The sequence below is a fragment of the Paenibacillus sp. BIHB 4019 genome, from assembly GCF_002741035.1.
GTDB lineage: Bacteria > Bacillota > Bacilli > Paenibacillales > Paenibacillaceae > Pristimantibacillus.
Map to the genome: position 1 here is coordinate 1022179 of NZ_CP016808.1, position 24928 is coordinate 1047106.

21 protein-coding genes and 1 pseudogene are annotated in these 24928 nt (G+C 50.2%); 7 read left to right on the plus strand and 15 right to left on the minus strand.

The window, feature by feature from the left end; translation table 11 throughout:
* Window positions 1–138: 138 nt before the first annotated feature.
* From BBD42_RS04385 to BBD42_RS04410, 6 genes are all read right to left on the minus strand, one after another.
* Window positions 139–1608: a serine hydrolase domain-containing protein gene (locus tag BBD42_RS04385; protein ID WP_172455386.1), complete on the minus strand. Its 1470-nt coding sequence runs from the start codon at window positions 1606–1608 to the stop codon at window positions 139–141.
* A gap of 299 nt (window positions 1609–1907) precedes the next feature.
* A complete protein-coding gene (locus BBD42_RS04390; protein ID WP_099517164.1) occupies window positions 1908–3251 on the minus strand; it encodes a cohesin domain-containing protein in 1344 nt (447 codons plus the stop codon).
* A gap of 158 nt (window positions 3252–3409) precedes the next feature.
* Window positions 3410–3877 carry a thioredoxin-dependent thiol peroxidase gene (gene bcp, locus BBD42_RS04395; protein ID WP_099517165.1) on the minus strand — a complete coding sequence of 156 codons (468 nt, stop codon included), beginning with the start codon at window positions 3875–3877 and terminating at the stop codon, window positions 3410–3412.
* A gap of 128 nt (window positions 3878–4005) precedes the next feature.
* On the minus strand, window positions 4006–4797 hold the full coding sequence (locus tag BBD42_RS04400) for an ABC transporter permease (protein WP_099517166.1): 792 nt from the start codon (window positions 4795–4797) through the stop codon (window positions 4006–4008).
* Between the two features lie 7 nt (window positions 4798–4804).
* Window positions 4805–5599 (minus strand): ABC transporter permease, encoded by a 795-nt coding sequence (locus BBD42_RS04405; RefSeq protein ID WP_099517167.1) that lies wholly within the window; start codon window positions 5597–5599, stop codon window positions 4805–4807.
* Entirely contained in the window at window positions 5596–6642 is a 1047-nt protein-coding gene (locus BBD42_RS04410) for an ABC transporter ATP-binding protein (protein WP_056030842.1), read from the minus strand. Before BBD42_RS04410 ends, BBD42_RS04405 begins: the two co-directional genes overlap by 4 nt.
* 289 nt (window positions 6643–6931) lie before the next feature.
* Here BBD42_RS04410 and BBD42_RS04415 point away from each other — a divergent pair, with 289 nt between their 5' ends.
* The 5 genes and pseudogenes from BBD42_RS04415 to BBD42_RS32795 form a co-directional block, all read left to right on the plus strand.
* Window positions 6932–7984: an LCP family protein gene (locus BBD42_RS04415; protein WP_172455387.1), complete on the plus strand. Its 1053-nt coding sequence runs from the start codon at window positions 6932–6934 to the stop codon at window positions 7982–7984.
* A gap of 216 nt (window positions 7985–8200) precedes the next feature.
* Window positions 8201–9511 (plus strand): glutamate-1-semialdehyde 2,1-aminomutase, encoded by a 1311-nt coding sequence (locus BBD42_RS04420; RefSeq protein WP_099517168.1) that lies wholly within the window; start codon window positions 8201–8203, stop codon window positions 9509–9511.
* A gap of 14 nt (window positions 9512–9525) precedes the next feature.
* Window positions 9526–10467: a type I pantothenate kinase gene (gene coaA, locus BBD42_RS04425; protein WP_237163367.1), complete on the plus strand. Its 942-nt coding sequence runs from the start codon at window positions 9526–9528 to the stop codon at window positions 10465–10467.
* A 112-nt stretch (window positions 10468–10579) separates the two neighbouring features.
* The gene (locus tag BBD42_RS04430) at window positions 10580–10912 is read left to right on the plus strand and encodes a hypothetical protein (RefSeq protein WP_099517169.1); all 333 of its coding nucleotides are present in this window, start codon (window positions 10580–10582) and stop codon (window positions 10910–10912) included.
* 5 nt (window positions 10913–10917) lie between these two features.
* Window positions 10918–11042 (plus strand): annotated as a pseudogene (locus BBD42_RS32795) (Rpn family recombination-promoting nuclease/putative transposase); the annotation flags it as partial.
* A gap of 224 nt (window positions 11043–11266) precedes the next feature.
* Here BBD42_RS32795 and BBD42_RS04435 read toward each other — a convergent pair.
* From BBD42_RS04435 to BBD42_RS04460, 6 genes are all read right to left on the minus strand, one after another.
* Window positions 11267–12121 carry an inositol monophosphatase family protein gene (locus BBD42_RS04435; RefSeq protein WP_099517170.1) on the minus strand — a complete coding sequence of 285 codons (855 nt, stop codon included), beginning with the start codon at window positions 12119–12121 and terminating at the stop codon, window positions 11267–11269.
* Window positions 12122–12227: 106 nt separating this feature from the next.
* Window positions 12228–13076, minus strand: a complete 849-nt coding sequence (locus BBD42_RS04440; protein WP_056030857.1) for a sulfite exporter TauE/SafE family protein — start codon at window positions 13074–13076, stop codon at window positions 12228–12230.
* 94 nt (window positions 13077–13170) lie between these two features.
* Window positions 13171–14226: a UV DNA damage repair endonuclease UvsE gene (gene uvsE / locus BBD42_RS04445; RefSeq protein ID WP_099517171.1), complete on the minus strand. Its 1056-nt coding sequence runs from the start codon at window positions 14224–14226 to the stop codon at window positions 13171–13173.
* Between the two features lie 3 nt (window positions 14227–14229).
* On the minus strand, window positions 14230–14547 hold the full coding sequence (locus BBD42_RS04450; RefSeq protein ID WP_046232147.1) for a hypothetical protein: 318 nt from the start codon (window positions 14545–14547) through the stop codon (window positions 14230–14232).
* A 41-nt stretch (window positions 14548–14588) separates the two neighbouring features.
* Entirely contained in the window at window positions 14589–15701 is a 1113-nt protein-coding gene (locus BBD42_RS04455; protein ID WP_099517172.1) for a D-alanine--D-alanine ligase, read from the minus strand.
* Window positions 15702–15734: 33 nt separating this feature from the next.
* Window positions 15735–17042 carry an amidase domain-containing protein gene (locus BBD42_RS04460; protein ID WP_348272590.1) on the minus strand — a complete coding sequence of 436 codons (1308 nt, stop codon included), beginning with the start codon at window positions 17040–17042 and terminating at the stop codon, window positions 15735–15737.
* Between the two features lie 384 nt (window positions 17043–17426).
* On the opposite strand from BBD42_RS04460, the gene acnA reads away from it, so the two are divergent.
* The gene (gene acnA, locus BBD42_RS04465; protein ID WP_099517173.1) at window positions 17427–20138 is read left to right on the plus strand and encodes an aconitate hydratase AcnA; all 2712 of its coding nucleotides are present in this window, start codon (window positions 17427–17429) and stop codon (window positions 20136–20138) included.
* 134 nt (window positions 20139–20272) lie between these two features.
* Here the strand turns inward: acnA and BBD42_RS04470 are convergent, their stop codons facing one another.
* On the minus strand, window positions 20273–20983 hold the full coding sequence (locus BBD42_RS04470; protein ID WP_056030868.1) for a DUF421 domain-containing protein: 711 nt from the start codon (window positions 20981–20983) through the stop codon (window positions 20273–20275).
* A 136-nt stretch (window positions 20984–21119) separates the two neighbouring features.
* On the minus strand, window positions 21120–21866 hold the full coding sequence (locus tag BBD42_RS04475; protein WP_099517174.1) for an IclR family transcriptional regulator: 747 nt from the start codon (window positions 21864–21866) through the stop codon (window positions 21120–21122).
* A gap of 343 nt (window positions 21867–22209) precedes the next feature.
* Here BBD42_RS04475 and BBD42_RS04480 point away from each other — a divergent pair, with 343 nt between their 5' ends.
* Window positions 22210–23160: an alpha/beta hydrolase gene (locus tag BBD42_RS04480; protein ID WP_235533052.1), complete on the plus strand. Its 951-nt coding sequence runs from the start codon at window positions 22210–22212 to the stop codon at window positions 23158–23160.
* A 103-nt stretch (window positions 23161–23263) separates the two neighbouring features.
* Here BBD42_RS04480 and BBD42_RS04485 read toward each other — a convergent pair whose 3' ends face one another.
* Window positions 23264–24898 (minus strand): response regulator, encoded by a 1635-nt coding sequence (locus tag BBD42_RS04485; RefSeq protein WP_172455388.1) that lies wholly within the window; start codon window positions 24896–24898, stop codon window positions 23264–23266.
* Window positions 24899–24928 lie beyond the last annotated feature (30 nt).

A 24928-nucleotide genomic window follows, 5' to 3' on the forward strand; every position in this document is an offset into this window, starting at 1 on the left:
TGTAGCTTACGATCATTCATTTATTTGTCTATGGGGAATTAACGTGGTTGAAAGCTTGTTCGATTCGGCAAAATGGAATGACCGCCCTCGCCCTGCCGGAAACCCTCAAGCGAGCGGCGGCCATCCCAAACTTCAAAATTACTGTTCTGCCGCCAGCTTATGCACCTGCTGCAGCAGCTTTGTCATATCCATGCCGGCGTGGTTGCCGAGCAAAATAACCGTCATTCCGCTATCCAAATTACGCAGCATTCCTGTCGCATAGCCACTACCGCTGCCATTATGGAAAACGCCCTTCTCGCCGTTCAAGTTGATTGCAATCCAGCCGTATCCGTAATTTTTATCCGAATGCGGCGTGTACATCGCTTCAAGAGACTGCTTGCTTACCACTTTGCCCGCCCGAAGCGCATTATCCCATTTGAGCAAATCATCGACGGTCGAATACAGCGTTCCCGTACCCGACTGCGACACATAATACGGAGCCGCGGCCCATTCGTTATTTTTTTGCAAAATATAGCCCTGGATGGTTGCGGTCGCAGGCGTAGCCGTACCAGAGTTTTTCATGCCCAGCGGAGTGAGAAAATGCTCGCTCACATAGTCGGCGTAGCTTTCGCCAGACAATTGCTCCAATACATAGGCCAGCAGAACATAGCCGTTATTGCTGTATAAATAAGTCGTGCCTGGCTCGTATTTCAGCTGCTTCGTCCGAAGCTCCGCGATCGTCTGCTCGATGGTAACGTCGCCGCTTCGTGTAAATTCAGATGGAAGCCCTGACGTATGCGACAGCAGCATATGAATAGTTATATCATCGCCGCGGGGAATACCCGTTACGTATTTGGACACCGGATCGGTTAGGCTCAGCTTTCCTTGCTCGACCAATTGCATAATGGATGCTGCTGTGAATGATTTTGTAATGGAAGCAATACGCGACTTGGCGTCCGGACGATTCAATTTATTCGTTCCCGAAAAGCCATAGCCTTTGCGAAGCAGCACCTCGCCGTCCTTTGCTACAAGCGCCATGCCCGAGAAGCCTTCGCCCTTCAAATAGGCGTCAATCGCGGCATCCTCTTTGCTATACTTCGTAACTGCATCCGTCTGAATCCGGATCGTCAGAAGCTCCTTCGTCTGTGACAGCTGAAGCGACGCTTTGAGCGCATCCGTTACTGAACGCAGCGGGAGCATGAGCGTTCCTTTTATGTTTAGAGAAGGCGCGGACATGTTCATGGCCAGCCCGTCCACCGTTACTACGGAAGTTCCCGCCTGATGGACGATGACGTCTCCGTTCACTTTAATCGTTGCCGTTTGCGTCTTCCCATCCCATTCGATATTGCCCGCAGCTGCCTTGCCTGCTTCACGAAGCGGCACGAATGTGGTGCCGTCCTTAATAAGCGGCTGCACATTCCATGCCACCGCTTTGCCATTTACCTCGACTGCGATCGCCTTGCTGCTAGCCGGCTGCACTGCCTCTACCTGGCTGCTTGGTTGTGCAGCCGCCGCTGAACCGCCAGCACCAGCAAACGCTGATACGGCAGCCATTCCGATCAGGGCACTGCGCGCCACTGTGTGCCCGTTAAACCACCCTGCTATCTTCTTTCCTCTAATGCCTGTCATTTCATGCCAACTCCTTCTTCTCATTCACCTACGCTTAAAGCTAAATCTACATGTTAGCCAAGCCTGCAATCCGTTCAACATACCTTCCTCTATTATAGACGCAGCAAATGGGAAAATGTAGCGGCTGCTATTTAAGTAAGTGTAGCCTAGCCCTACGTTAGCACCTGTAAAAACCCCTTACAAAACAAATAAGCTCCACACAGAACTTATCGCCCGTGTGAAGCTTATTACTTCTTTCATTTCAAACATAAGCAAGCAATATATCCTATGCTTAGCTATCCATTCCTTAAGCGACCGGCTTAATGATTGAATTCATAGCTAAGGCTGCTTAGCAATGCTTCGCCAATTTTAGTCAAGTCCAATTGGCTCACAAGACCGACAGCTCCTAGAAAATTCATCAGTAATTCACTTAAGAATGATTTGTTATTATTTAGTTGATACGATGCAGCTCCAAGATCCTTTAGGGAGAAGTCAGCTACTGGAGTGACCTCTATTGTAGTCTCACCAACATCTACTAATGGCAAAGTAATTTCATTGTAGCCATTATCAGCTACTCTAGCTTTTAAGGCATCAATCTTGCCCGAACCTACGGCAATTGCTTTAAAATGCAAGTTAACAAGCACACCATTTCCATTAATGCCGTTATTCGCGCCATTACTTGCCGTAATCAATCTAATTGTATTATCGGTAATCTCCGTATTTGACGCAATACTAACCGAATCTACGGGCTCAACAGAAATAAGCTTAAAGCGGGTATCATCATATTGAACATTGAAATCTTCTGCATAAATATTTGAAGCATTTTTCAAAACTGCCTGAACCACAAACGTGTCGAATAAAGAAACTTGCGTGACAGTCGATTCAATATCAAGGCTCATCGACGGTACGGGTACGCTGACAGAAGCTTCGTTCGAGCTTGCACTTATGCGGCCATCTTTTGTAGCGAACATTACATAGTAATAAGTAGTATTGTACTGAACGTTAGCATCCGTATATGAAGGACTGCTCAGATTTTCTGCAATCGTTGTGTAAGGACCACCCATAGAAGTACTTCTCTTAAGAATATAGGTAGCATTACTTACCACATCCCATTGAAGCCCTACTCCTGCTTTTGTATAATTTGCAGTCAAATTTAATGGTGCTTGCACCCCTGTAAATGGCAAAATTTCACCATTTTCCGAAATATCGATGGTGTCAATATATGTGCTGGATTGAGTAACGCTAAGCTCAACTGAATGTCTTCCATTCGAAAAACTATCGTTAAAATAGGTGACGCCATATTGTGTAGCACCACCACCTGAGAATTTACCTAAATTAACATCATCAATAATGAGACTATATTCACCTTTTACCAACCATGAACGAATGCTTAATTTGTTTCCTGTAAAATCAAATCTAAGTTTTAAATCCTTGCTGCTTCCAATGGAATCGCCATTAGTTTTTCCAAGGTAATTTTGCGCAGTAGTATCTAATACCCAGCTCCCTATATAAGTAATATTAGGAGTATTAGTTTTTAGATCTACCCTTTTCCAACCAGCTTCAGGATTCAGCAAAACATCATTCAGGTTTGCCGCGAACGTACTTGGAATTACTAAAACAAAACATAATACTGCAGAAATAAAGCTAAGCAACCATTTTTTCATATTTCAGTCTCCTTTTCTTCTGTCTAAATAGATATATCGGCATAAGTTGGATTTTAATTAGTTAAATAAGACCAATAACAAAAAAAATAAAAAAGCATGCGGCTAGGATCGAAAACCTGCAGCATGCCCTACATTCAACTATCGTTCCTTCATACTCACTAAAGCTCCTTCAGAGCCTCTACGACCTGCTCTACATGCCCTTTCACCTTCACCTTGCGCCATTCGCGGGCAAGCTTGCCTTCGGCGTCGATAAGAAAGGTCGAACGTACGACGCCCATGTACTCCCTACCATACAATTTCTTTAGCTGCCATACGCCGAACAGCTCGCACACCTCATGCTCCTCATCTGCGAGCAGCAGAAACGGCAGCTCCTTCTTCGCAATAAACTTCTCATGCGACTTCACGCTGTCAGGGCTAATCCCGATGATAACGGCATCGCGGTCAACCATCCCTGGATAGGCATCGCGGAAATCGCATGCCTGATCCGTACAGGTTGGCGTATTATCCTTCGGGTAAAAATAAAGCACAACCTTTTTCCCCAAGTAATCGCTAAGGCTCACCTGCGTCCCATCCGAGGCCGGAAGCTTAAAATCCGGCACCGCTTGTCCCACTTCTATCGTAGACATGTATTCAACCTCCGCTTCCCATTTCTATATGTATGTAGAACTATGAACATTACTTCGTGTATTGGACGTTCTCAGCTTACATTGAAACGGCGAGGAATAGTTCCTCGCCGCATTTAAACAACTATTCATTACGAACCAGCACCGCGATAACGCTTTACGCCATGGTTCCACAGCAGCAGGCCGAGCGTGAAGAACACAAGGCCTACGACCGGGGTCAGCAGCGCAAGCTGGGACAGGTCATCCGCTTTCTTTTCGAGGAAATACGAAGCAGGGATGACGCCGACGAATGCGAAAGGCAGCAGCCAGGTCAGCACGAAACGAATCATTTTATTATAAATGTTAACCGGGTAACGCCCATAGTTTTGAATATTGTACATGAGCGGAACGATGCCCGTCGGAGCATCCGAGTAGAAGGATATCGCCGACAAAGCCGTATAAATGCCCGCATACACGAGCACGGCCCCAATAACGAATACGGCCAGCAGCACAATATCCATGATGTGGAAAGGCAATCCCAGCTCTCCCCAGCATACGAACATAATAATTGCGCCGACGACGGAGCCGATCAGGGAAGGCGGATCGACATTTTCGAGCAGCACCTGAAACAAATTATGTGCCGGACGCGTCAAAATCCGGTCCATTTCCCCTTTAACAATATACCGCTCGCTAAAATTCCAGATGCTGAAAAAGGTGCTGAAAATGCCATATGGAATCATGAAGAAGCCATAGACAAACACGACCTCAGCCTCCGACCAGCCGCCAAGCGTTGGCGTATGGCGAAAAACAATTAAAATGAAGATCAGATTCATGAACTGGAACATCATATCGGACAAAATCTCGATCCAGAAATCCATCCGGTAGGTCAGCCGCGTCTTCGCGTAGTTTTTAATATATTCCCAAAATAATTGTGCATACAGCATGCCTGACTTAACCTCCTTGCACGAACAGGCGCTTGCGCGCTGCCCGCCATGTGAACCAGATTGGCACAAGCAGCACAACGAACCATACTACTTGAAGGCCAAACACGCCAGCTATTTCGCTGCCCGGCGTCCTGCCTGTGAATACAGAGCTCGGCAAATACGTGATGGCCTGAAACGGCAGCCATTTCATAACGCTTGCGAGCCAGCCAGGGAAAAAGGCAATCGGCACAACGACGCCGGAAAATAAATCGACCATTACGCGTTTCATCCGCATCATGCCCTCGTTATTTTCAACGAAGAAGGCAAACAGCCCCGTTAAAATGTTAATTTGCGAATTAATGAGAAAGCTGAACAGCAGCATAACTAAATAAATCATCCACGTCATCGGATCAGTCGGCAGTGTCACCGGAAAAATCAGGCAGACGATAATCATGCCCGGAATCATGAACAGAAGCAGCCGGAATAAGCCTTCGCCGAAGCCCTGCATCATTTTCACGAGCAAATAGGAATACGGCCTTGTCATTTGGGTAGCAACGCTGCCATCCCTAATGTCATTGGCGATTTCACGATCGAGATTGTTAAAATAAAACGCCCTCGCCATCCACGATACCGCGACATACGTCGTCATCTGGGCTACGGTAAAGCCCGCCAGCTCCTGCTGCTCCCCGAAAATCGCTTTCCACAAAAAATAATACGCCCCGATGTTAATCGCATAAATAACGATACCACTGTAATAATTAACGCGGTATGCCAGCATCGTAATAAAACGGATGCGAATAAAATCCAGATAAGCGCCCATCATGAGACTGTCGTCTCCTTAAGCGCTGCCTGCTGCTCTGATTCTGTGCTAGCCGAGCCGGAGCGGTAAATTTCACGAACGATTTCATCCGTGTTCGTCTCCACAATTTTAATGTCCTGAATCGCAGCACCGCCTACGACTTTGGACAAGGCATCAGATACATTGATTGCATGCGGCAGCCACATCGTTGCCGTTAAATCATTGTCCATTTTCCACGTCACATCAAGATCGCCCGTAAGCGCTTGAAGCGTCGCCAGCTTCGTCTGCGAACTGAACTCAAAGTGAATTTCGCGTCCCTTGCTCCAGCGGTTTTTCAAATCCTCCAGCCCGCCATCATAGATAATGCGCCCATCATCGAGCATAATGACACGCGAGCACAGCGCTTCAATATCTTGCAGATCATGGGTCGTGAGCAAAATCGTCGTGCCTTCCTCACGGTTCAAATCTTTGAGAAATTCGCGAATTTCTGTTTTCACAATAATATCCAGCCCGATCGTCGGCTCATCCAAAAATAAAATCGACGGATTATGCAGCAGCGAAGCGACAAGCTCGCAGCGCATCCGCTGACCCAAGCTCAGCTTGCGGACAGGACGGTTGAGCAAATCGCCAAGGTCAAGCCGCTCAATCAAATTGTTCAGCCTCTTGCGGAAATCGGCCTCCGATACACGGTACACTTTGCGCAGCAGCTGGAACGACTCAATAACCCCGATATCCCACCATAGCTGCGAACGCTGTCCGAACACTACTCCGATTTCAGCGACAAACTTTTCGCGGTCCTTGTAGGGAACATAACCATTGACTCGCAAATCGCCGGAGGTCGGCACTAAAATGCCGGTCAGCATTTTAATGGTTGTCGATTTGCCTGCACCATTTTCACCGATATAGCCACAGATTTCGCCTTGCGGGATTTGAAAGGAAATATCCTTTACAGCTGTAACCTCCGTATATTCGCGTTTGAACAGGTCTTTCAGCGCCCCGGACAGCCCTTCCCGGTTTTTCTGTACATTAAACTGCTTGCGCAGATCCTTAACATCTATTGCCAGCATTGGTTCGTCTAGCTCCTCTCCGTTAATACGGTCGACATTCCCCGGGAAATTATGCTAATCCCCCGTTTGCAAAAAGAGCGATGATTCACGGTCATCACACTTCATTATCCTATATTCTGATAAAACTTGCTTCCGTATGTCCTTCCGAATTATAATTTTACAATATGTAATCATACAGCAGATGGCAGGGCACGTAAATGCTATTAGAGAAACGTTTTACAATGGCAGTCAAGGGGAATGAATGGAAGACGGGGTACTGCGAAATTTTGAAAGGGGCATTACTAGCATAATGGAAAAACGGCCGAAGAAAGCTAAGCTATCAAAAACGTGGAAATGGATTCTGACAATTGTCCTTATTCTGCTGGGAATCGGTATTGCTTATGCAGGTTACTGGATTTATGGCGTTTATAATGCTACGTCGGATTTCAATAAACCGAATGAGGAATCGAGATTTTCCCATTTTGAGGACACCGGACTCGAAGCACCTAAATGGGAAGGCACGGAGCGAGTCAACATTTTGCTGCTTGGCGGCGATGCTCGTGGCATGGATGAAGGACAAATTCCTCGTTCAGACTCAATGCTTGTGTTATCCATAGACCCAACTACTAAGAGAGCGCATCTATTGTCGATCCTCCGCGATACTTATGTCCCGATTGAAGGACATGGACGGGGACGGATTAATACTGCTATCACACTTGGCAAGCCTGAACTGGCAATGAAGACGGTCAGCGATTTGCTTGGACTCAATATTCAGTATTATGTGTATACCGATTTCGAAGGCTTTAAGAAATTAATTGATACATTAGGCGGCATCACGATTGATGTCGAGAAGGATATGCGTTATACCGACAATGCCGACGGCAACCGTTACGATATTGATTTGAAAAAGGGCGTCCAGCTGCTGGATGGCGATAAAGCGCTGCAATATGTTCGCTTCCGCCACGATGCGATGAGCGACTTTACACGTACGGAGCGCCAGCGCAAGTTTTTGCAGGCTCTTGCCAAGGAGATGCAATCGGGCTGGAATATTCTCAAAATGAAGGAAATATTGGAGAACGTCTCTCCTTATATAGAGACGAATTTGACCGTCACGGATATGCTTAAGCTCGGACAGCTTGGCGTCGACTCCCATGTCGCTGGCACCGCTCAGGTTCCGCCGATGGATATGATTACGGACGAAGATGTTGGCGGCGCTTCTGTGCTTGGCGTACGCAATGAGGAAGAGCTCAAGTCCTATGTGGACACGCTGCTGGAAAGCGACGATACGCTCGCTTCGCCTGAGGGTTCACCTGGCGCTGATGCCAGCAGCAATCCTGAAGCATCGGCTACACCGTCACCGTAAGCCAAACCAAGCGCTTTACAGCAACCGACAATTGAATAAGGTCAGTAGCATGCATTATTGCTGGAACTGGAAGTTCGCTGCTTGAATAAGCAGCAGAAAGATGTTTGTCGTCCTCATTCCGAGTGGAATGAGGACGTTTTGATGTTAGATATTTAGGCAGGCAATCTCGCGTTCCAAGCGGGATGCTGCACCATTTTTCAAGGGGGAATTATTGTTATGACGATTCAAAGACCACGCTCCGAGGCGCTATATGCCGAAGCGCTTGAGCATATTGTAGGCGGCGTCAACAGCCCTTCCCGTTCGTTCAAAGGTGTTGGCGGGGGCGCACCCGTCTTTATGAAGCGTGCCGAGGGCGCTTATTTCTGGGATGTCGACGACAATCGATATATCGATTATTTGGCGGCTTACGGCCCTATTATTACAGGACATGCCCATCCGCATATTACCGAAGCGATCGTTCGCGCCGCGCAAAATGGCGTTTTGTACGGCACGCCGACCGAGCTTGAGGTTCAATTGGCACGCATGCTCAAAGATGCGATTCCCTCTATGGATAAAGTGCGCTTCGTCAATTCCGGCACCGAGGCGGTTATGACGACCATTCGCGTGGCACGGGCTTACACGAAACGCAGCAAAATTATTAAATTCGCCGGCTGCTACCACGGCCACTCCGATCTGGTGCTCGTCGCAGCTGGCTCTGGTCCTTCCACGCTTGGCATACCGGACAGCGCTGGCGTGCCGATTAGCATTGCCCAAGAAGTCATTACGGTGCCTTTCAACGATATTCCGGCCTTAAAGCAGGCGCTTGAACGGTTCGGCCACGAGACGGCAGCCGTTATGGTTGAGCCTATTGTCGGCAACTTCGGCATGGTGATGCCGCATGAAGGTTATTTAGAGCAGTTGTGCGCTTTAACGCGTGAGGCTGGAGCGCTTGTCATTTATGATGAGGTCATTAGCGCCTTCCGCTTCCATTACGGCTCCTCGCAAACGTTTGCTGCCTTCCCTGATCAAGCTGCCATTGAGCCGGACCTTACAGCGCTTGGCAAAATTATCGGAGGCGGACTCCCCATTGGCGCATACGGCGGACGCCGCAGCATCATGGAGCAAGTCGCGCCGCTCGGCCCTGCTTATCAGGCTGGAACGATGGCGGGCAATCCTGCCTCTATTTCAGCAGGCATCGCCTGTCTCGAAGTGCTGAAGACGCCTGGCATTTATGAGCGTATGGATCGGCTTGCTGGTCAGCTTGCTGGAGGACTTAAGGCAGCAGCAGACAAACATGGCTTCGCGCTTACGGTTAACCAAATTCGCGGATCGTTTTCAGCCCATTTTTGCAATCATCCGGTTACGAATTATGATGAAGCGCAGGATACGGACGGCGAGCTGTTTGGCCGCTTCTTTAAGCTGATGCTGGATCAGGGCATTAATTTGGCCCCATCCAAGTATGAAGCGTGGTTTCTGACCATCGCCCATACTGATGAAGATATCAATGCGACCATTGAAGCGGCGGAGCACGCTTTCAGTAAGCTTTAGGAGAGGTCAGCCCGATGCCTTCTGTAATAGAAAGGGACATGTTGATGAATCCATATTTGGAATTTGACCGCGCCGCTTGGTCGGCGCTCCGTGATCATACTCCTCTGCCGCTCACGGAGGAGGAGCTGAATGAGCTGAAGGGCCTCAATGACCAAGTATCGCTTGAAGAGGTTGAGGCGATTTATTTGCCGCTTACCCATCTGCTGAACCTCCATATCGAAGCCGCTGAGCGGCTAAAGCAAGCTTCGGCTGCATTTTTGCATATGGAGGCGCCCAAGGTGCCTTTTGTGCTCGGCATTGCAGGCAGCGTAGCCGTAGGAAAAAGCACGACGGCGCGGCTGCTGCAGCGGCTGCTTTCCCGTCATGGGAATGGCCGCAAGGTCGATCTCGTTACGACAGACGGCTTCCTCTATCCCAAACGGGTACTGGAGGAGCGCGGGCTAATGAAGCGCAAAGGATTTCCTGAAAGCTATGCCGTCAAGACGCTGATGGACTTTATGGGACAAATTAAATCGGGAAATCCCCGCGTGAAAGCGCCGATCTATTCTCATCTGACCTACGACATTATTCCCGGGCAATACCAGTTTGTCGAACAGCCGGATGTGCTGATTGTCGAAGGAATTAACGTTTTGCAGGTTAGCAAAGAAGCACACTCTTTTGTAAGCGATTTTTTCGACTTCTCGATTTTTGTCGATGCGCCCGAAACGTTCATAGAGCGCTGGTATGTCGAACGATTTTTGATGCTGCGGCATACCGCTTTTAAGAACAAGGACTCCTACTTCCATCGCTATGCAAGCCTCACTGATGAAGAGGCTGTCGAGACGGCAGCAACGATTTGGAAAGAAATCAATGCCGTCAATTTGTACGACAATATTTTGCCGACGAAACGGCGGGCTATGCTGATTTTAGAAAAGGATGCCGAGCACCGCATTCAGCAAATTCAGCTGCGGAATTAACTCAGCGCAGCTGCCAGCCCCCTTTTGGATGAATGGCTGACATAACAAAGCTGCCCTCCCTAATAAGAGTGCAGCTTTATTTTCTATTTTCGAATCAAGAGGAGGCATCGTTATGGGCTGGGAATATGGCATAAAGACCACAAATCCTTCGATCCTGCCTGAGCTTGTGGCACGTTTGGCTGATGCTATTCATGTAACGGAACCATACAGGATTGAGCGCTATGAGAACGGCTTCGCCCTGCTTCAGGATGATCCTTCATGGCCAAAAATACTGCAGGTATCGATAGAAACAGCAGCTGGACTCGAAGATATGACCGATGGTGAAGCTTATGTTTACTGTCTATTTCATATCCGCGGCGAGCTTGCAGCTGGCTGGTTGAAACACATGGAGCGGGAAACAAAAGCTCAGCGATATGCTGGCAGGCTGGAGTGGTTCGAGCTCTAAAGGATAATATATTGAATTGCTCGTTTTTGCCCAATGATCAATATCACAGTGTATTCATCTGCGGGAAGAGCGCAGCGGCATCCCACTTATTGACGATATTGAACTGAATTTCTTAGAGCTGCCGAAGCTGAGATTAATGCGCTAAAAAAACAACGGTAATATGGTAGCAAGCACGATGTGGCATTTCCTGCAATCACATTTTCCCCTACTAAAATATTGTTAAAGCATTAGAATGCCATTAGCGCAGCAGCAAAGAAGCAGCCCTCTGAGGGCTGCTTCTTTGCTGCTGCGCTATAGCTCGCTGCGTGCTTATTTTAACAGGTGACTGATTATCCCCAGCCTGATCTGCTCTTGCTACTCCGTCGCCTCAGCATCCGCCAACGCCTTCAAAAACGGCTCATGCATAAGCCCATTTGAAGCCGCCACATTTCGGACGCCGAGGTGATAGCTTTTGCCTTGTGTATCTGTAACGATGCCGCCTGACTCCTGTACAAGCAAGGAGCCTGCCGCCAAATCCCAGCTGTTCAGCCCGATTTCCCAGAAGCCAGTCAGGCGGCCTGCTGCCACATAAGCCATATGGAGCGCAGCCGAGCCCGATGAGCGAAGATTGCGCACCTGCGGCGCAAGCGCCTGAATGCCTTTCAAATTCAGCGGCAGCGCATACAGATGATCTGCCGGGAAGCCCGTCGCGATCAAGCTGCTGCTGAGCGCATCTTCCTTCGACACCTGCATCCGCTTGCCGGATACATAGGCTCCTTTGCCTTTCTCGGCAAGGAACAACTCGTCCTTCATCGGGTCATACACGACTCCAACGATAACCTCTCCTTTATAAGCAAGCGCAATCGATACGACGAAAAACGGAAAGCCATGGACGAAGTTCGTTGTCCCGTCAATCGGATCGACAATCCATAAATATTCCGCCTCGCTCTGGTCGGCGAGCGCCTGTGCTGAAGCCTCAGGTCCAGGCTCAACCCCTTCCTCGCCCAAAAACGAGTGATGAGGAAAATGAGTCAGAACAAGCTTCTTAATAAGCTGCTCCGAGCCTTTATCAACTTCTGTTACTAAATCATGAGAAGAATATTTCATATCCAGTCTATTATAGTTTCCTAGTTTCGTCTTGATCCATTCGCCCGCTTTGGCCGCGCAATTTATCGCAACCGCAGTGAAGCTTTTGCCGCTTACAACTGAAGGTTCACGCTGATCACTCACGGTGCATCACCCAACTCTCTTTAATAAGTTTAACTATTAACATTATCTATTATTACGCTTATAAATCAATATGCGTTCCTGTCTTTTTGCTAGATTCTAAAAATGGCTACAGCTGCCTAATACCTTCATAGACCAATTGGCAGGCCAGAACGAGCAGGGTAACCCTTAGCAGCCATAACAGCCCATTGCCGCTCATCTTGTTTGCAACATAGGCCCCAAGCTTTCCGCCAACCCATGCGCCCGGAATAAGCGCCAGCAAAATCCACCAGTTGATTTCCCCCAGCCATACATGCGTGGCACTGCCCAATATCGAGGATAAAAAAATGACAAACATCGACGTAGCAGTTGCCGCATGCGGCGGGAAACGGAATAACAGCACCATTAGCGGTACGAACAAGGAGCCGCCGCCAATGCCAAACAAACCGGAAATGATCCCTACACCAAACCCAATTACAAGCATCGGCCAAATGGCATAGCCATACGTATGCTGCTCGCCAGCTGAATCCACCATCGTCCGCTGCACCGGCCACTCCCGCGCAACCGGTTTCAAATAATTTCGCACAATCAACAAGGCAGATATAAGCAGCATAAAAATGCCAAAGGACAAATTAAAGGCGGCGCCTTTCAAAAGCCCTGTCATAGCCGCACCCAGCATCGCGGCCGGACCGCTTGTCGTAAACAGCAGCCAGGCGCTGCGGTAATCGACGATTTTGCGCTTCGCATAGGATAGCGTCGAGGCAAGCGCCGTTACAATAAGCATCGTAAGCGAGGTGCCTACCGCTGTGCCATGGTCGATTGGCGCGCCCATGAGCGAAGGCCCCAAATACATAAGCGCGGGCACTATAATAATGCCTCCGCCCAAACCGACAATACTTCCGAACATCGCTGCTGCCATCCCTAATAATACAAGTGCAATCCATTCAAACAAGGGAGTCACCGCCTTCTGTTCAATCATGATGCGTTACATGTTCCCCTACACCATCACTTTTCATTCCTAGTAGAAGAGCACCGTCAACGATAGCTGACGGTGCTGCATGCTTTTGAAAATCCTATAGCTCGGTTACCTCAATACTGCCGCCGTCCACAATCCGAACGCCTTCGCCTTTAGCCGCCAATATGCGGAAGTCATCCATAAGCGCCAGCAGCGCTTTATCCTTGAGCTTCGCTTCGAGCATGCAGTCAAGCTGCGGCGTCACCGCCGCCACCTTTCGCAAAAACAGCAGCAGCTCGCCTGCATTCAAATAGTCGGCATGACTGCGCGGATTAGGGCCTTCCTTCGGACTGGAAAAATGGATTTTGGGCGGCAGGCTAATTTCGACCGTATCATCCTTACCACCTGCCGCATTAGCCGCTTCGCTATTCAGCCGCTGTTCTTCAAGCCGCCACGTCTCGGCGATTTGCGGCCAAAGACTGCTGCACAGCTTGTCCAAGGAGACGCCGCCATCATTCACTTGATGGTGATGCACATCGAGCACCATCGGCACTTCCACGGCCTGAGCCGCCTCCAGCGTCTCCACTGCATTGAACGTCTTATCGTCGTTCTCCAGCGTTACACGGTGCCGATAGCGCTCTGGGAGCGCCTGAAACTGCCGGATAAAGCGTGCACCTGCGACCATCTTGTCGCCATATGCACCGCCAATATGTATGTTGCACTTGACTGTCTCCGGCAGTCCCATCGCCTCTAGCATGCGGACATGATATTCCATGTCCCGTTTGGAGCTTTCCAGCACCTCGGGCCTTGGCGTGCTGAATACGCAAAAATGGTCGGGATGAAACGAAACCCTCAGCCGATTATTTTGCACAAAAAGACCAATTTCACGAAAAGCTTCACGCAGCGCCGGATAAGCATCCCAATCTGCTACAGCCTGATGGGTCGCCAGCGGAATCAGCTTTGAGGAAAAGCGATACATCTGAATATCGCTCGCCTTGGCATGCTTCAAAATCCGCAGCGTACTGCGCAAATTGTCCTCGGCGATCCGCTCCAGCTTGCGCAGAGCCGCTTCCCGGTCACCAAGCTTCGTAAAATTTGCAAACGTCATCGTCCGCGATGGCGAAGCATTTTCCAGCAGCATGCTCATGGCTACGAACCCGAATCTAACCAGCATCCGCTATTCACGCTCGCCAAAAAACATTTCGTAAGCTAGTGCAGTCTGCACTTTAGCTTCTTCCTCAGTCAGCTTTCTCACAAGCTCCATCTCCACTTCAGTCACTTCTTCGCCTTGAAAATTAATTTCAGCGATCGAAGCGAGGATGCGGACTATGGCAATGGCCTCATTGTTCGTCGTATACGCAATGACCTTCTGGCCGGTAGGGTATACGCGAAATCCGCTCTTTACCATCTTGCCCTTGCCGTATTCAAGCAATTCATGAAGCTCCTGCTCTGACTTGAATTTGCATACAGAATTAAACTCGGTTGAAAATCCCATGAACTCCCTCCTTTCTCTAGAGTGAATTTCCATTGCTTTTATTACGCTTCGCTAGCGCCGAAATTGATTTTTTGCTTCTCGCCATGCCGTCTCAAGGCAAGCTCAATCAGCTTATCCAGCAGCTCGCGGTAAGGCATTCCTGTTTCTTTCCACATAAGCGGATACATGCTGAAAGGCGTAAAGCCCGGCAGCGTATTTACCTCGTTAATAAACAGCTGGCCGTCCGACCTGCGCATGAAGAAATCTACGCGGGAAAGGCCCGATCCATCAATGGACAAAAAGGCGCGAATCGCCATATCCCTGACTGACTCCGAGATTTCCTCCGAAAGCTCGGCTGGAATTTGCATGACCGATTTGCCATCCACATATTTTGCCTTATAGTCGTAAAATTCATTAGAAGCAATAACCTCGCCCGGCACAGAAGCTTTAGGCTCGTCATTGCCAAGCACCGCGACTTCGATTTCTCTCGCATCGACAAATTCCTCAACGATTACTTTGCGGTCATACTTGAAAGCGTAGTCGATTGCCGTCATCAGCTCTTCACGGTTGCGTGCCTTGGAAATGCCGACACTGGAGCCCAGATTGGCTGGCTTAACGAAGCACGGGTAGCCGAGAGCCACTTCACATTCCATTACAAAAAAGGCAGCGTCCTTCTCCCACTGCGTACGGTTGAAGTAGCGGAACACGCATTGCGGCAGTCCTTCTTGCGCAAAAACCTTCTTCATCGTCACCTTGTCCATGCCTACTGCCGATGCCAGCACGCCTGCGCCGACGTACGGAATGTTGGCCATTTCGAACAAGCCTTGAATCGTGCCATCCTCGCCAAATGTGCCATGCAGCAGCGGAAATACGACATCAATTGCCGCTACTCCAGCTGCTGCTGCACCTGATGTATCTAAACCGGCAAACAGCGGAGCAAGCGGAAAGCCCGCTCCGGAAGCGGCTGCTGCAAGACGCAGCTCGCTGGCGGATTGCGGCTTGCTTCCCAGCTTGTCGCCCACTCTCCACTCGCCCTGCTTAGTAATATAGAAGGGGGTAATTGCGTATTTATCGTAATCAAATTCTCCCAATACTGCGAAAGCTGTCTGCAGCGAAACTTCATGCTCGCCTGATTTTCCTCCGTATACAAGTGCTACGTTTACTTTCGTCCCCATCGCATATCCTCCGGTAAAATAATAAATAATAACTTATAGCCCATCCTCAATATGAAAAAAACGGTACCTGGTTTGTTCCGTCCAGGCATAAGAATCGCGATAGTCCCAGTAGCGATGGCGGCTGGGTACAGTATTCGCATTAACAAGCGGCATACCCGCTGCATCGAAAGCCGTTACAATCGTGCTGTGCTGAAAACGGTTGTCGCCGTTCCAGTCATAAGTGATCACATCGCCAAGCTGGAGCTCTTCAGCCGAATCAACGACTCTGGCTCGAAGTCCTGACTGCCGGGGAGTGGATAAGTAGTTCGTCAGCGCATTCGACACCGACCAGCTGTAGCTCCACCATTCCCTGCCTCCGTTACGGCCTTTGTACCACCAGCCGCTGCCCCTGTTACCAGTATAATTCATCGGAGCATTGCCTGCAAAGACCGACTGGGAGATGTAATTTGTACAATTGACCTCAAACTCCTCATATGCAGGGTTTGGTTCATTCCACCAACGGTCGGCGTAAGCTGCGGCCAAATCGCGCCGATACAGCGCGCGGGCGCTTTGGGGCTGGAACGCTGCAAACAGGTCATAATTCAAGTAGGGCACCGAGCGAAGACGGAAATGCTCCTCTTCCTGCTGCTGCTCTTCCTCTCCAACCGAATTTTGATCCTGAAAAGCATGCTCGAAGCGCGGACGCCGTTCCGCAATGATCGGCTCAATGCGAACGATGTGCCAGCGGTCGCCAGCAGCGGCCAGCCATAGCCGCTCCACTTCTTTCCGCTCTTCTATATAACGCAATCCTCTATGCTCAATCTGCCGCTTAATATGCAGCCGGATAAGCACGGACGCTTCGGTACCAGACTCCTGCACCCTGACCAGCTCCGCCTTCGTCTCGCTGCGCGAAGGCAGGACGCCGCGCAGCAGATCCCGCTCGCGCAGCCGGTTCAGCCTGCCGCGGAGCCTGCCGCAATGATCCTTATCCGCGACGAAGCCATCTACCGCTGCTGCATGCTGCTCGGTTTCCGCCTGATTGTACAGGCTTACATACTGATGCACGGCAGGCTTCCAGCCTTGCGCTTCCTCTCCAAGCTGCGGCGGCGAATCGCCTGAGCGCATGAGCGAGGTCATGGAAGACGCAGCCATTCGCGAATGCTCAGTCACGGCAGACTCCGGCTTCTGCTGATTCTGGTGCTTCTCCTGCTGAGCTCCGCCTTTCGTCGTTCCCTCCTGAGCATGCTGCTGCGCGTGCCGCTGGGCGGAGCGCGGCTGAAAGGCGGACAGGTTCAGCAGCGGCTGCCGCTCCTGCTTGCCTGCACGGCGGCCTGCCGTTTGTTTGTCTGATCGCAAGGACATCGGCTTTCCCTCCTAAAAAGCAAGCTTTTAAACCGCACGTGCTGCGGCGGACGCCAGGCAAGGGTGCGGAGCGCCTAATCAATTTATTTATATGTTCACATTCCTCTAAACATGAGGCTCTAGCCAAAAGCTCGCATAATAATCCATTATTAGGATAAAACAAGCCTTGCGGATGGAGGTTACATTCGTCCATCAGCCTAAATGCCTAAAATGGGCGCCAATATTCGAGAAAGCGGGTACAATTGGACTTTACGAGAGCCCCTATTTAGCGATATACTAGAAGCATAGCAAATTTGAAATCGTGTTTCACAGAGCGAAACACCCACTAAAGAATGTTTCCTTTTCTTTTTCAAAAGTAAAGCCACCTAAGGAGGAACTTGAACCATGTCTCAACAAAATCATTACTCCGTTCGCACCTCGCTTGACGTAAACGGCAAATCCTTTGCGTATTACCGTTTGTCCGGCCTGGAAGAGCAAGGCCTTGGAAATATTTCCAAGCTTCCTTTCTCTATCAAAGTCCTGCTCGAGGCTGCTGTACGTCAATTCGACGGCCGCGCCATTACGCCTGAGCATGTGAAGCAGCTGACAACATGGGCAGATGGACGCGAGGACAAAGAAATTCCATTTATTCCTGCACGTATCGTATTGCAGGATTTCACGGGCGTTCCCGTCGTAGTCGATCTGGCAGCTATGCGCGATACGGTTAAACGCGCTGGCGGCGACCCTAAAAAAATCAATCCGCTCGTACCGGTTGACCTCGTAATCGACCACTCGATCATGGTTGATGCATTCGGCAACGCGGACGCGCTTGAATACAACACCAAGGTAGAATTTGAGCGCAATGAAGAGCGTTACCGCTTCCTGCGCTGGGCCCAAACGGCGTTCGATAACTTCCGCGCTGTACCGCCGGGAACAGGTATCGTTCACCAAGTTAACCTGGAGTACCTTGCATCTGTAGCTGCTACAAAAGTCATCGATGGCGAAACGGTTGTTTTCCCTGATTCCCTCGTTGGTACGGATTCCCATACAACAATGATCAACGGTCTTGGCGTAGTCGGCTGGGGCGTTGGCGGTATCGAGGCTGAGGCAGGCATGCTGGGCCAACCGCTTTATTTTGTAACACCTGAAGTTATCGGCTTCAAATTGACTGGCAGCTTGGCAGAAGGCGCTACGGCGACTGACCTTGCTCTGACAGTTACGCAAATTCTTCGTAAAAAAGGCGTTGTCGGCAAATTCGTCGAGTATTTCGGTCCCGGCTTGTCCAACATCAGCCTTGCTGACCGTGCTACGGTTGCCAACATGGCTCCTGAGTACGGCGCAACCGTTGGCTTCTTCCCAGTCGACAGCGAGACGCTTAACTTCATGCGTGCAACTGGCCGTACAGAAGAGCAAATCGCTCTGGTTGAAGCTTACTACAAAGCACAAGATATGTTCCGCACAGATGAGACGCCAGATCCTGTCTTCTCCGATGTGATTGAGCTTGATATGTCGACTGTTGTTCCTTCCCTTGCTGGTCCGAAGCGTCCTCAAGACCGCGTTGAGCTGACAGCAATGAAAGATGAGTTCAACAACATCATCCGCACGCCAATCGATAAAGGCGGATACGGCATGTCAGATGAGAAGATCGAACAGCTCGTTGACGTGAAGCACCCGAACGGCCAAGCAAGCAAAATGGGCACTGGCGCTGTTGTTATCGCAGCTATCACAAGCTGTACGAACACGTCCAACCCAAGCGTTATGCTAGGTGCGGGCCTTGTAGCGAAGAAAGCGGTAGCTCTTGGACTGACTAAGCCTGCTTATGTGAAAAGTTCTCTGACGCCGGGCTCGCTCGTCGTTACGGAATATTTGAAGAAAGCGAACCTGCTGGAATCGCTGGAAGCACTCGGTTTCCACGTTGCCGGTTATGGCTGCGCAACTTGTATCGGCAACTCCGGTCCGCTTCCTGATGAAGTAGGCCAAGCTATTGCTGACAACGACATGACGGTAGCGGCTGTATTGTCCGGTAACCGTAACTTTGAAGGCCGTGTTCATGCTCAGGTGAAAGCGAACTATTTGGCTTCTCCTCCGCTTGTTGTTGCATATGCACTTGCAGGAACGGTTAACATCGACCTTTCCAAAGATGCAATTGGCTATGACAAAGACAACAACCCGGTTTACCTGAAAGATATCTGGCCAACTTCGAAAGAAATTCAGGAAGCAACTGCGGCTGCGCTTAATCCGCAAATGTTCCGTGATAAATATGAAAATGTATTTACGCAAAACGATCGTTGGAATGCAATCGACGTACCAGAGGGCGAAAGCTATGAGTGGGATCCAAAATCCACTTACATTCAAAATCCGCCGTTCTTTGAAAACCTTGGTACGGAGCTTAACGACATTGCCGACATCCATTCTGCAAATGTGCTTGCGCTTATGGGCGACTCGGTTACAACTGACCATATCTCCCCTGCCGGCAACATTAAAGCAGATAGCCCAGGCGGCGAATATTTGATCGAAAATGGCGTAAAAAGAGAAGATTTCAACTCGTACGGTTCGCGTCGTGGTAACCACGAAGTCATGATGCGCGGTACATTCGCCAACATCCGTATCCGTAACCAAGTGGCTCCGGGCACTGAGGGCGGCGTAACAACTTACCTGCCGACTGACGAAGTAATGTCGATCTACGATGCTTCCATGAAGTATCAAAAATCCGGCAAAAACCTTGTCGTTATTGCTGGTAAAGAATACGGCACAGGAAGCTCCCGTGACTGGGCGGCAAAAGGTACATTCCTGCTCGGCGTAAAAGCCGTTATTACTGAAAGCTTCGAGCGTATTCACCGTTCCAACCTGGTAGGCATGGGCGTACTGCCACTGCAATTCCAAGAAGGCCACGGCTGGAAAACGCTTGGTATTACAGGCCGCGAAACGTTCGATATTACTGGACTGTCCAATGATGTGACAGCTGGCGAGACGGTTACCGTAACAGCTACCCGTGAAGACGGCACAGCGTTCGACTTCCAAGCTATCGTTCGTCTGGACTCCATGGTTGATGTAGACTACTACCGTAATGGCGGTATTTTGCAAACCGTGCTTCGTCAAATGATTGCTAACATGTAGGAAGCATAAGCCTTCCCTTGATTCGCAGAAATTCAAAAAAAGCAGCGATTTCCCCATAACGGGTGAATCGCTGCTTTTTGTTTTAGGAGCACGGGAAAATATCCGATTTCAAGCTTCAAGGTTCACTTTCTTTTCTACTCCTGATCCAGAGGCTGCTTGATGCCATCCTCGTAGAAATCGAAGATGAGCTGCTGCTGCGTGCCTCTTACGGCGTAGAATACATCGGCCAGCGTTTTCCCCCTATGCTTCTGCCCCAACGCTTTTTCCAGCCACTCTCGGGTCAGCCCATGCAGCTTAAGATTAGCCTCCACCACCATGCCATCCATAATCAGCTCCACCGGAAAAGCCTGCGCTTGCAGCGAAAGCCCCATATCCTGCTTGGTGATAAGCCGATATGCATCCTTTTTCAGGATAGAGATTCTGCCATTGTCTTCGAGCAAGGCATACTCCACCTCTTCAATATTAAAAACGCCCCTTTCCCTTAGCGCTTGGTTCAGCGAATCCAAGGTATAGCGAATTTTACGCATGTTGGTTTCCATGACTTTGCCGTTTTCTATCAGCACGGTAGGGGAACCCGAGATCCAGCTGCGCATCTTTCGGCTTTTGAGAGCGATCAGTGAAAGCAGGAAAGACATAGCTGTAATCACAACCAGCGACAGCACGATGTATGTGGGTTTCAGGGTGGCATTGAACGCCAAATTCGCCGCCAGGGAGCCCAGCGTAATGCTGGTTACAAAATCGTTAAACGTCATATTCGAAAGGGTCTGCTTGCCGAGAATCCGGGGAATGAGCAGCAGCAGTCCTACTGCGACAATTGTCCGGATCAAAATTTCCACATACGTCATCTTCAAACCTCCTCCCCCCATTATTTCCAAAAGGAATAAAAAAAAGCAGCGCCTGCTTCACTTTTCCTCAAGTGAAGCGGGCGCTGCTTTTCTATTTTTGCGGCCAGTAACTGAGCATGCTGCTGCCAACTGCCTGCTATTTCATCATTGTGCTCATCCGCTTGGACGCTTCCAGCAAAATAGGAGCGGCTAAGCGCATTTTTTCCATCGTCATGCGGCTTGCCGGACCGGATACGGATAAGGCGGCGACAAGCTTGCCTTCCCGTCCAAATATCGGCGCGGAAAAAGCGGCGGCGCCAGGCTCCCGCTCCTCAAAGCTCGTCGCATAGCCCTGCTCCGTAATGTCCGCAAGCTGCATCTTATATTGATCGAGATCAATCGTAAACAGCCACGACGGATCGCCAAAAATCTCTTCCCGCACGAGCGGATCGGCGTAAGCGATCAGCACCTTGCTGGATGCCCCTGCGTAAAGCGGCAGCCTCGCTCCGATTGGCGCCACCCGGCGCACAGGCTGATTGCTCTGCACGGCCTGAATGCGAATCCGCTCCGAACCGTCGCGTACGTAAATGCTTACGGTCTCGCCCAGCTTATCGCGCAGACGCTCCATCTCCGGCTGCCAAATGACCGCTGGATCATCGGTGCGGGATAAATGTGCAGACAGCTCCCATACTCGCATGCCAAGCCGGTAGCGCTCCGTTACCAGGTCGCGCTCGATAAAGCCTTTATCTTCAAGGGTGGCCAGCATCCGATGGACCGTGCTCTTATGAAGCCCTGTCCGCTCGGCGATTTCCGTCATAACCAGATCCTTTCCCGCTGTAAAACAGATCAAAATATCCAGCGCTCGTTCGACTGCGCGTACGGTTGATTTCCCTTCCTCCGCCATGATGTGCCACACCTCCCTCGTTTCATTAAGTGAAACTCATTCTCACACAGTATAACTCATCAAAGGCTTAATCGTAAAGAAAAGATCCTTTGATTACAAAAGCATTACAACACCTTAACAATACGTCGACATCAATTGACAGGCACTCCCGCTCCGCATACGATTAAAGTACTAGAAATGAGAAGCGTTTACATAGTTCGAGAGGAGGAGAAGGGATATGAGCACAACAATGATGACATCTGTTTCAATGGAGGGAACCTTCCCCCAGGGACTGCATCCCTTTCCTTCTCTAGATAAGCTCCAACTGCCACGCCCGAGCGCAAAAACCAGGAGGTTGCACGCATTGGTTGCCCTTATTGCCTCACTGCTAGCTTTATGCATGATCGTCGTCGTTATCTTCCACGCCTATGTGGCTTGGATGCTCGCCTATCCCTACGTCGCTCCGCTCACTTCCAATCCGAAGGCTGCAATCGGGCTTGATTACGAGGACGTGCTCATTCCAAGCATCAGCGGCAAAACCAACGTCAGCGGCTGGTACGTGCCGGCCTACAGCGATGATTCGAACAGCGAGCCAGCTGCACGCACGATCGTGTTCAGTCATGGCTACGGCGCTAACCGCGAAGAAACTTGGGTACCGATGTATGATTTAACGAAGCTGCTTAATGGCCTTCATTATAATGTTATGCTTTTTGATTACGGCTACGCCTCTGCTACTGACAAAACGGCAGCAACTGGCGGTTTGGAAGAATCCCAGCAATTGCTCGCCGCCGTTCAATATGTGAAGGAGCAAGGCTCCAAGGAAGTGATCGTCTGGGGCTTCTCCATGGGGGCAGGAACCGCCATGCAAGCTGCGCTGCAATCCAAAGATATTAACGGCATGATTCTTGACAGCCTGTTCGTGCCAAGCGCTGATTCGCTGTTCAACAATGTCAGCCAAGTTGTGAGCCTGCCGCGTTTTCCGTCTGAAGCATTGATCGGAGCACTGCTCCCGCTATGGACAGGAGTAGGCATCGATTCCGTGCCGGCCGAGCAAATGATGAATACGAGCTACGATATTCCGATTTATATTATACATGGCACGCAGGATGTGAAGTCGCCATACACGACGGCTGAGCATATCGCAGACAAACAGACGAATCCATTGTCCCGCTCGTGGATCGTGCAGCAAGGACAGCATGAAATGCTGTTCCGCGAGCATCCGAGCGAATACATTCAGCGCGCTGCGCTTTTCCTCAGCCAAGTGAACCAGCAGGTGCTCGCTGATCAAGCAGATCCGGCAGCAGCCAGCGCCTAAACCAAGCGGCCTGCCGCATAGCAAATGCCCCGCGCACTGGAGCTTTTCCAGCAGCGGGGCATTTGCTATGCCTATAACTTCTACGATGAAACGTTACCGCGGCTCAAATTCCCGCTTCGCCTTTGTAGCGCTTGCGAAACTCAATCGGCGAATAGCCTTCCTGTTTTTTGAACAGCCGTGAAAAATAAGAAAAATTGCTGTAGCCCGTAATTTCCGCCACATCGCTCACCTTCAGATCCGATTGGCTGAGCAGCTTCTTCGCGTATTCCATACGCTGGCTTACGATATAATCCGTTAGCGACGAGCCTGTCTCCTTTTTGAACAATCGGGATAAATACGCAGGGTTAAAATGCAGCAGCGAGGCAATTTCCTCCCGGCTGACCTCCTCGGACATTCGCGATTTTACGTATTGCTCGATTTGTTCTACAATCGTCGGCTCGCTCTCCTTCTGATTCGCCGCATGCTCAATTGCCATCTCAATGACCTGCCTCGTCCACAGGCGCAAATGGGCAAGCGACTTCGTGCACGGCGCACTTCCTTCCCGTTTGACGCTGATTGCGTCAATAACGTACCCAATTGAGATGCCGCTTTGATTGAAGGATTGATAGAGAGACGACAGCAAATGGTAATAGAGCGCTTTCAAATCTTCTTTTGAAAGTGGATTTTCCTTGTCATAGGAAGCAAACCATTCATCGACAACCTGATACAGCTCCGCATGGCGGCCCTTTTGCAGCAGCAAGGCAATTTCCGCCGGCCAATCCTTGCGGCCAAACAGCTGCTCCGGCATCTGGTGCGCTTGCTCGCCCTCAACCCATACGTCCTTCATATCACCCGCGCACTCCCGTTCCAGTTTAAGCAAGGAGGCGCTGCGGCTCCCAAGCGTACATAGTGCACCTGGCAAGCTGATATAGCATTTTACCCGGCTGTAAAAATAAACCCCGCAATCTTCGACCAGCCCCATGCATCGCCTGCGCAGCTCGGCAATGCTTCTCCCCTGCTCCTGTGCATGGTAGACGACGATGAACAGCTCGCCATTGCGGCTCTTGAGAACAGCGCCTGGCCAATTTTCCAGCACGGTTTCCTCTGCACGGTTCATGACCGCGTACTCCAATATTTCTTCATCCTTTATGCCAAAACGCGCTTTCCAGCCGGAGATGCTGACGAGCACCAGCATAAACTCGCCGCTATCTGCTGCATCCGGCTCCATTAAGGACAATTGGCTAAGCAGCGCTTCATTATTCGGCGTTTTCCCCGCAGGATAAAGCACATCGTTCCAGAAGCGCTCGACCAGTTCCTGCTTGTGATGGCGCAGCACCTTCTCAAACTTGCCCATCCGCCGTTTCAGCAAATTATGCTCCCGATCCTGCTCCAGCTTGCGCAGCGAGCGTGCTACCGTTTCCAGCAGCAGCTCATGCCTCACAGGCTTGAGCATATAATCGAAGCAGCCTGCACGCAGCGCCGCCTGGACATATTCGAAGCGGTCATGTCCCGTAACAAAAATGACGCTGGCCGAAAATTGCTCCTGGTTCAGCCATTCGAGCAGCTCCAGCCCATTTTCACCCGGCATTTCGATATCGCAGATAACAACATCAATTCGCTGGTCGCAAAAGATGATTCGCGCCTCTTCTACATCCATCGCTCCATACACTTCGCTTATTCCGAGCGATCTCCAATTTACCGTCTCCATGATACTTTTCAAAGCATAAGCTTCATCATCTACCACGAGAAGGCGATACATGATTAGCACCCTCCTTTGCGCTTTGAAATG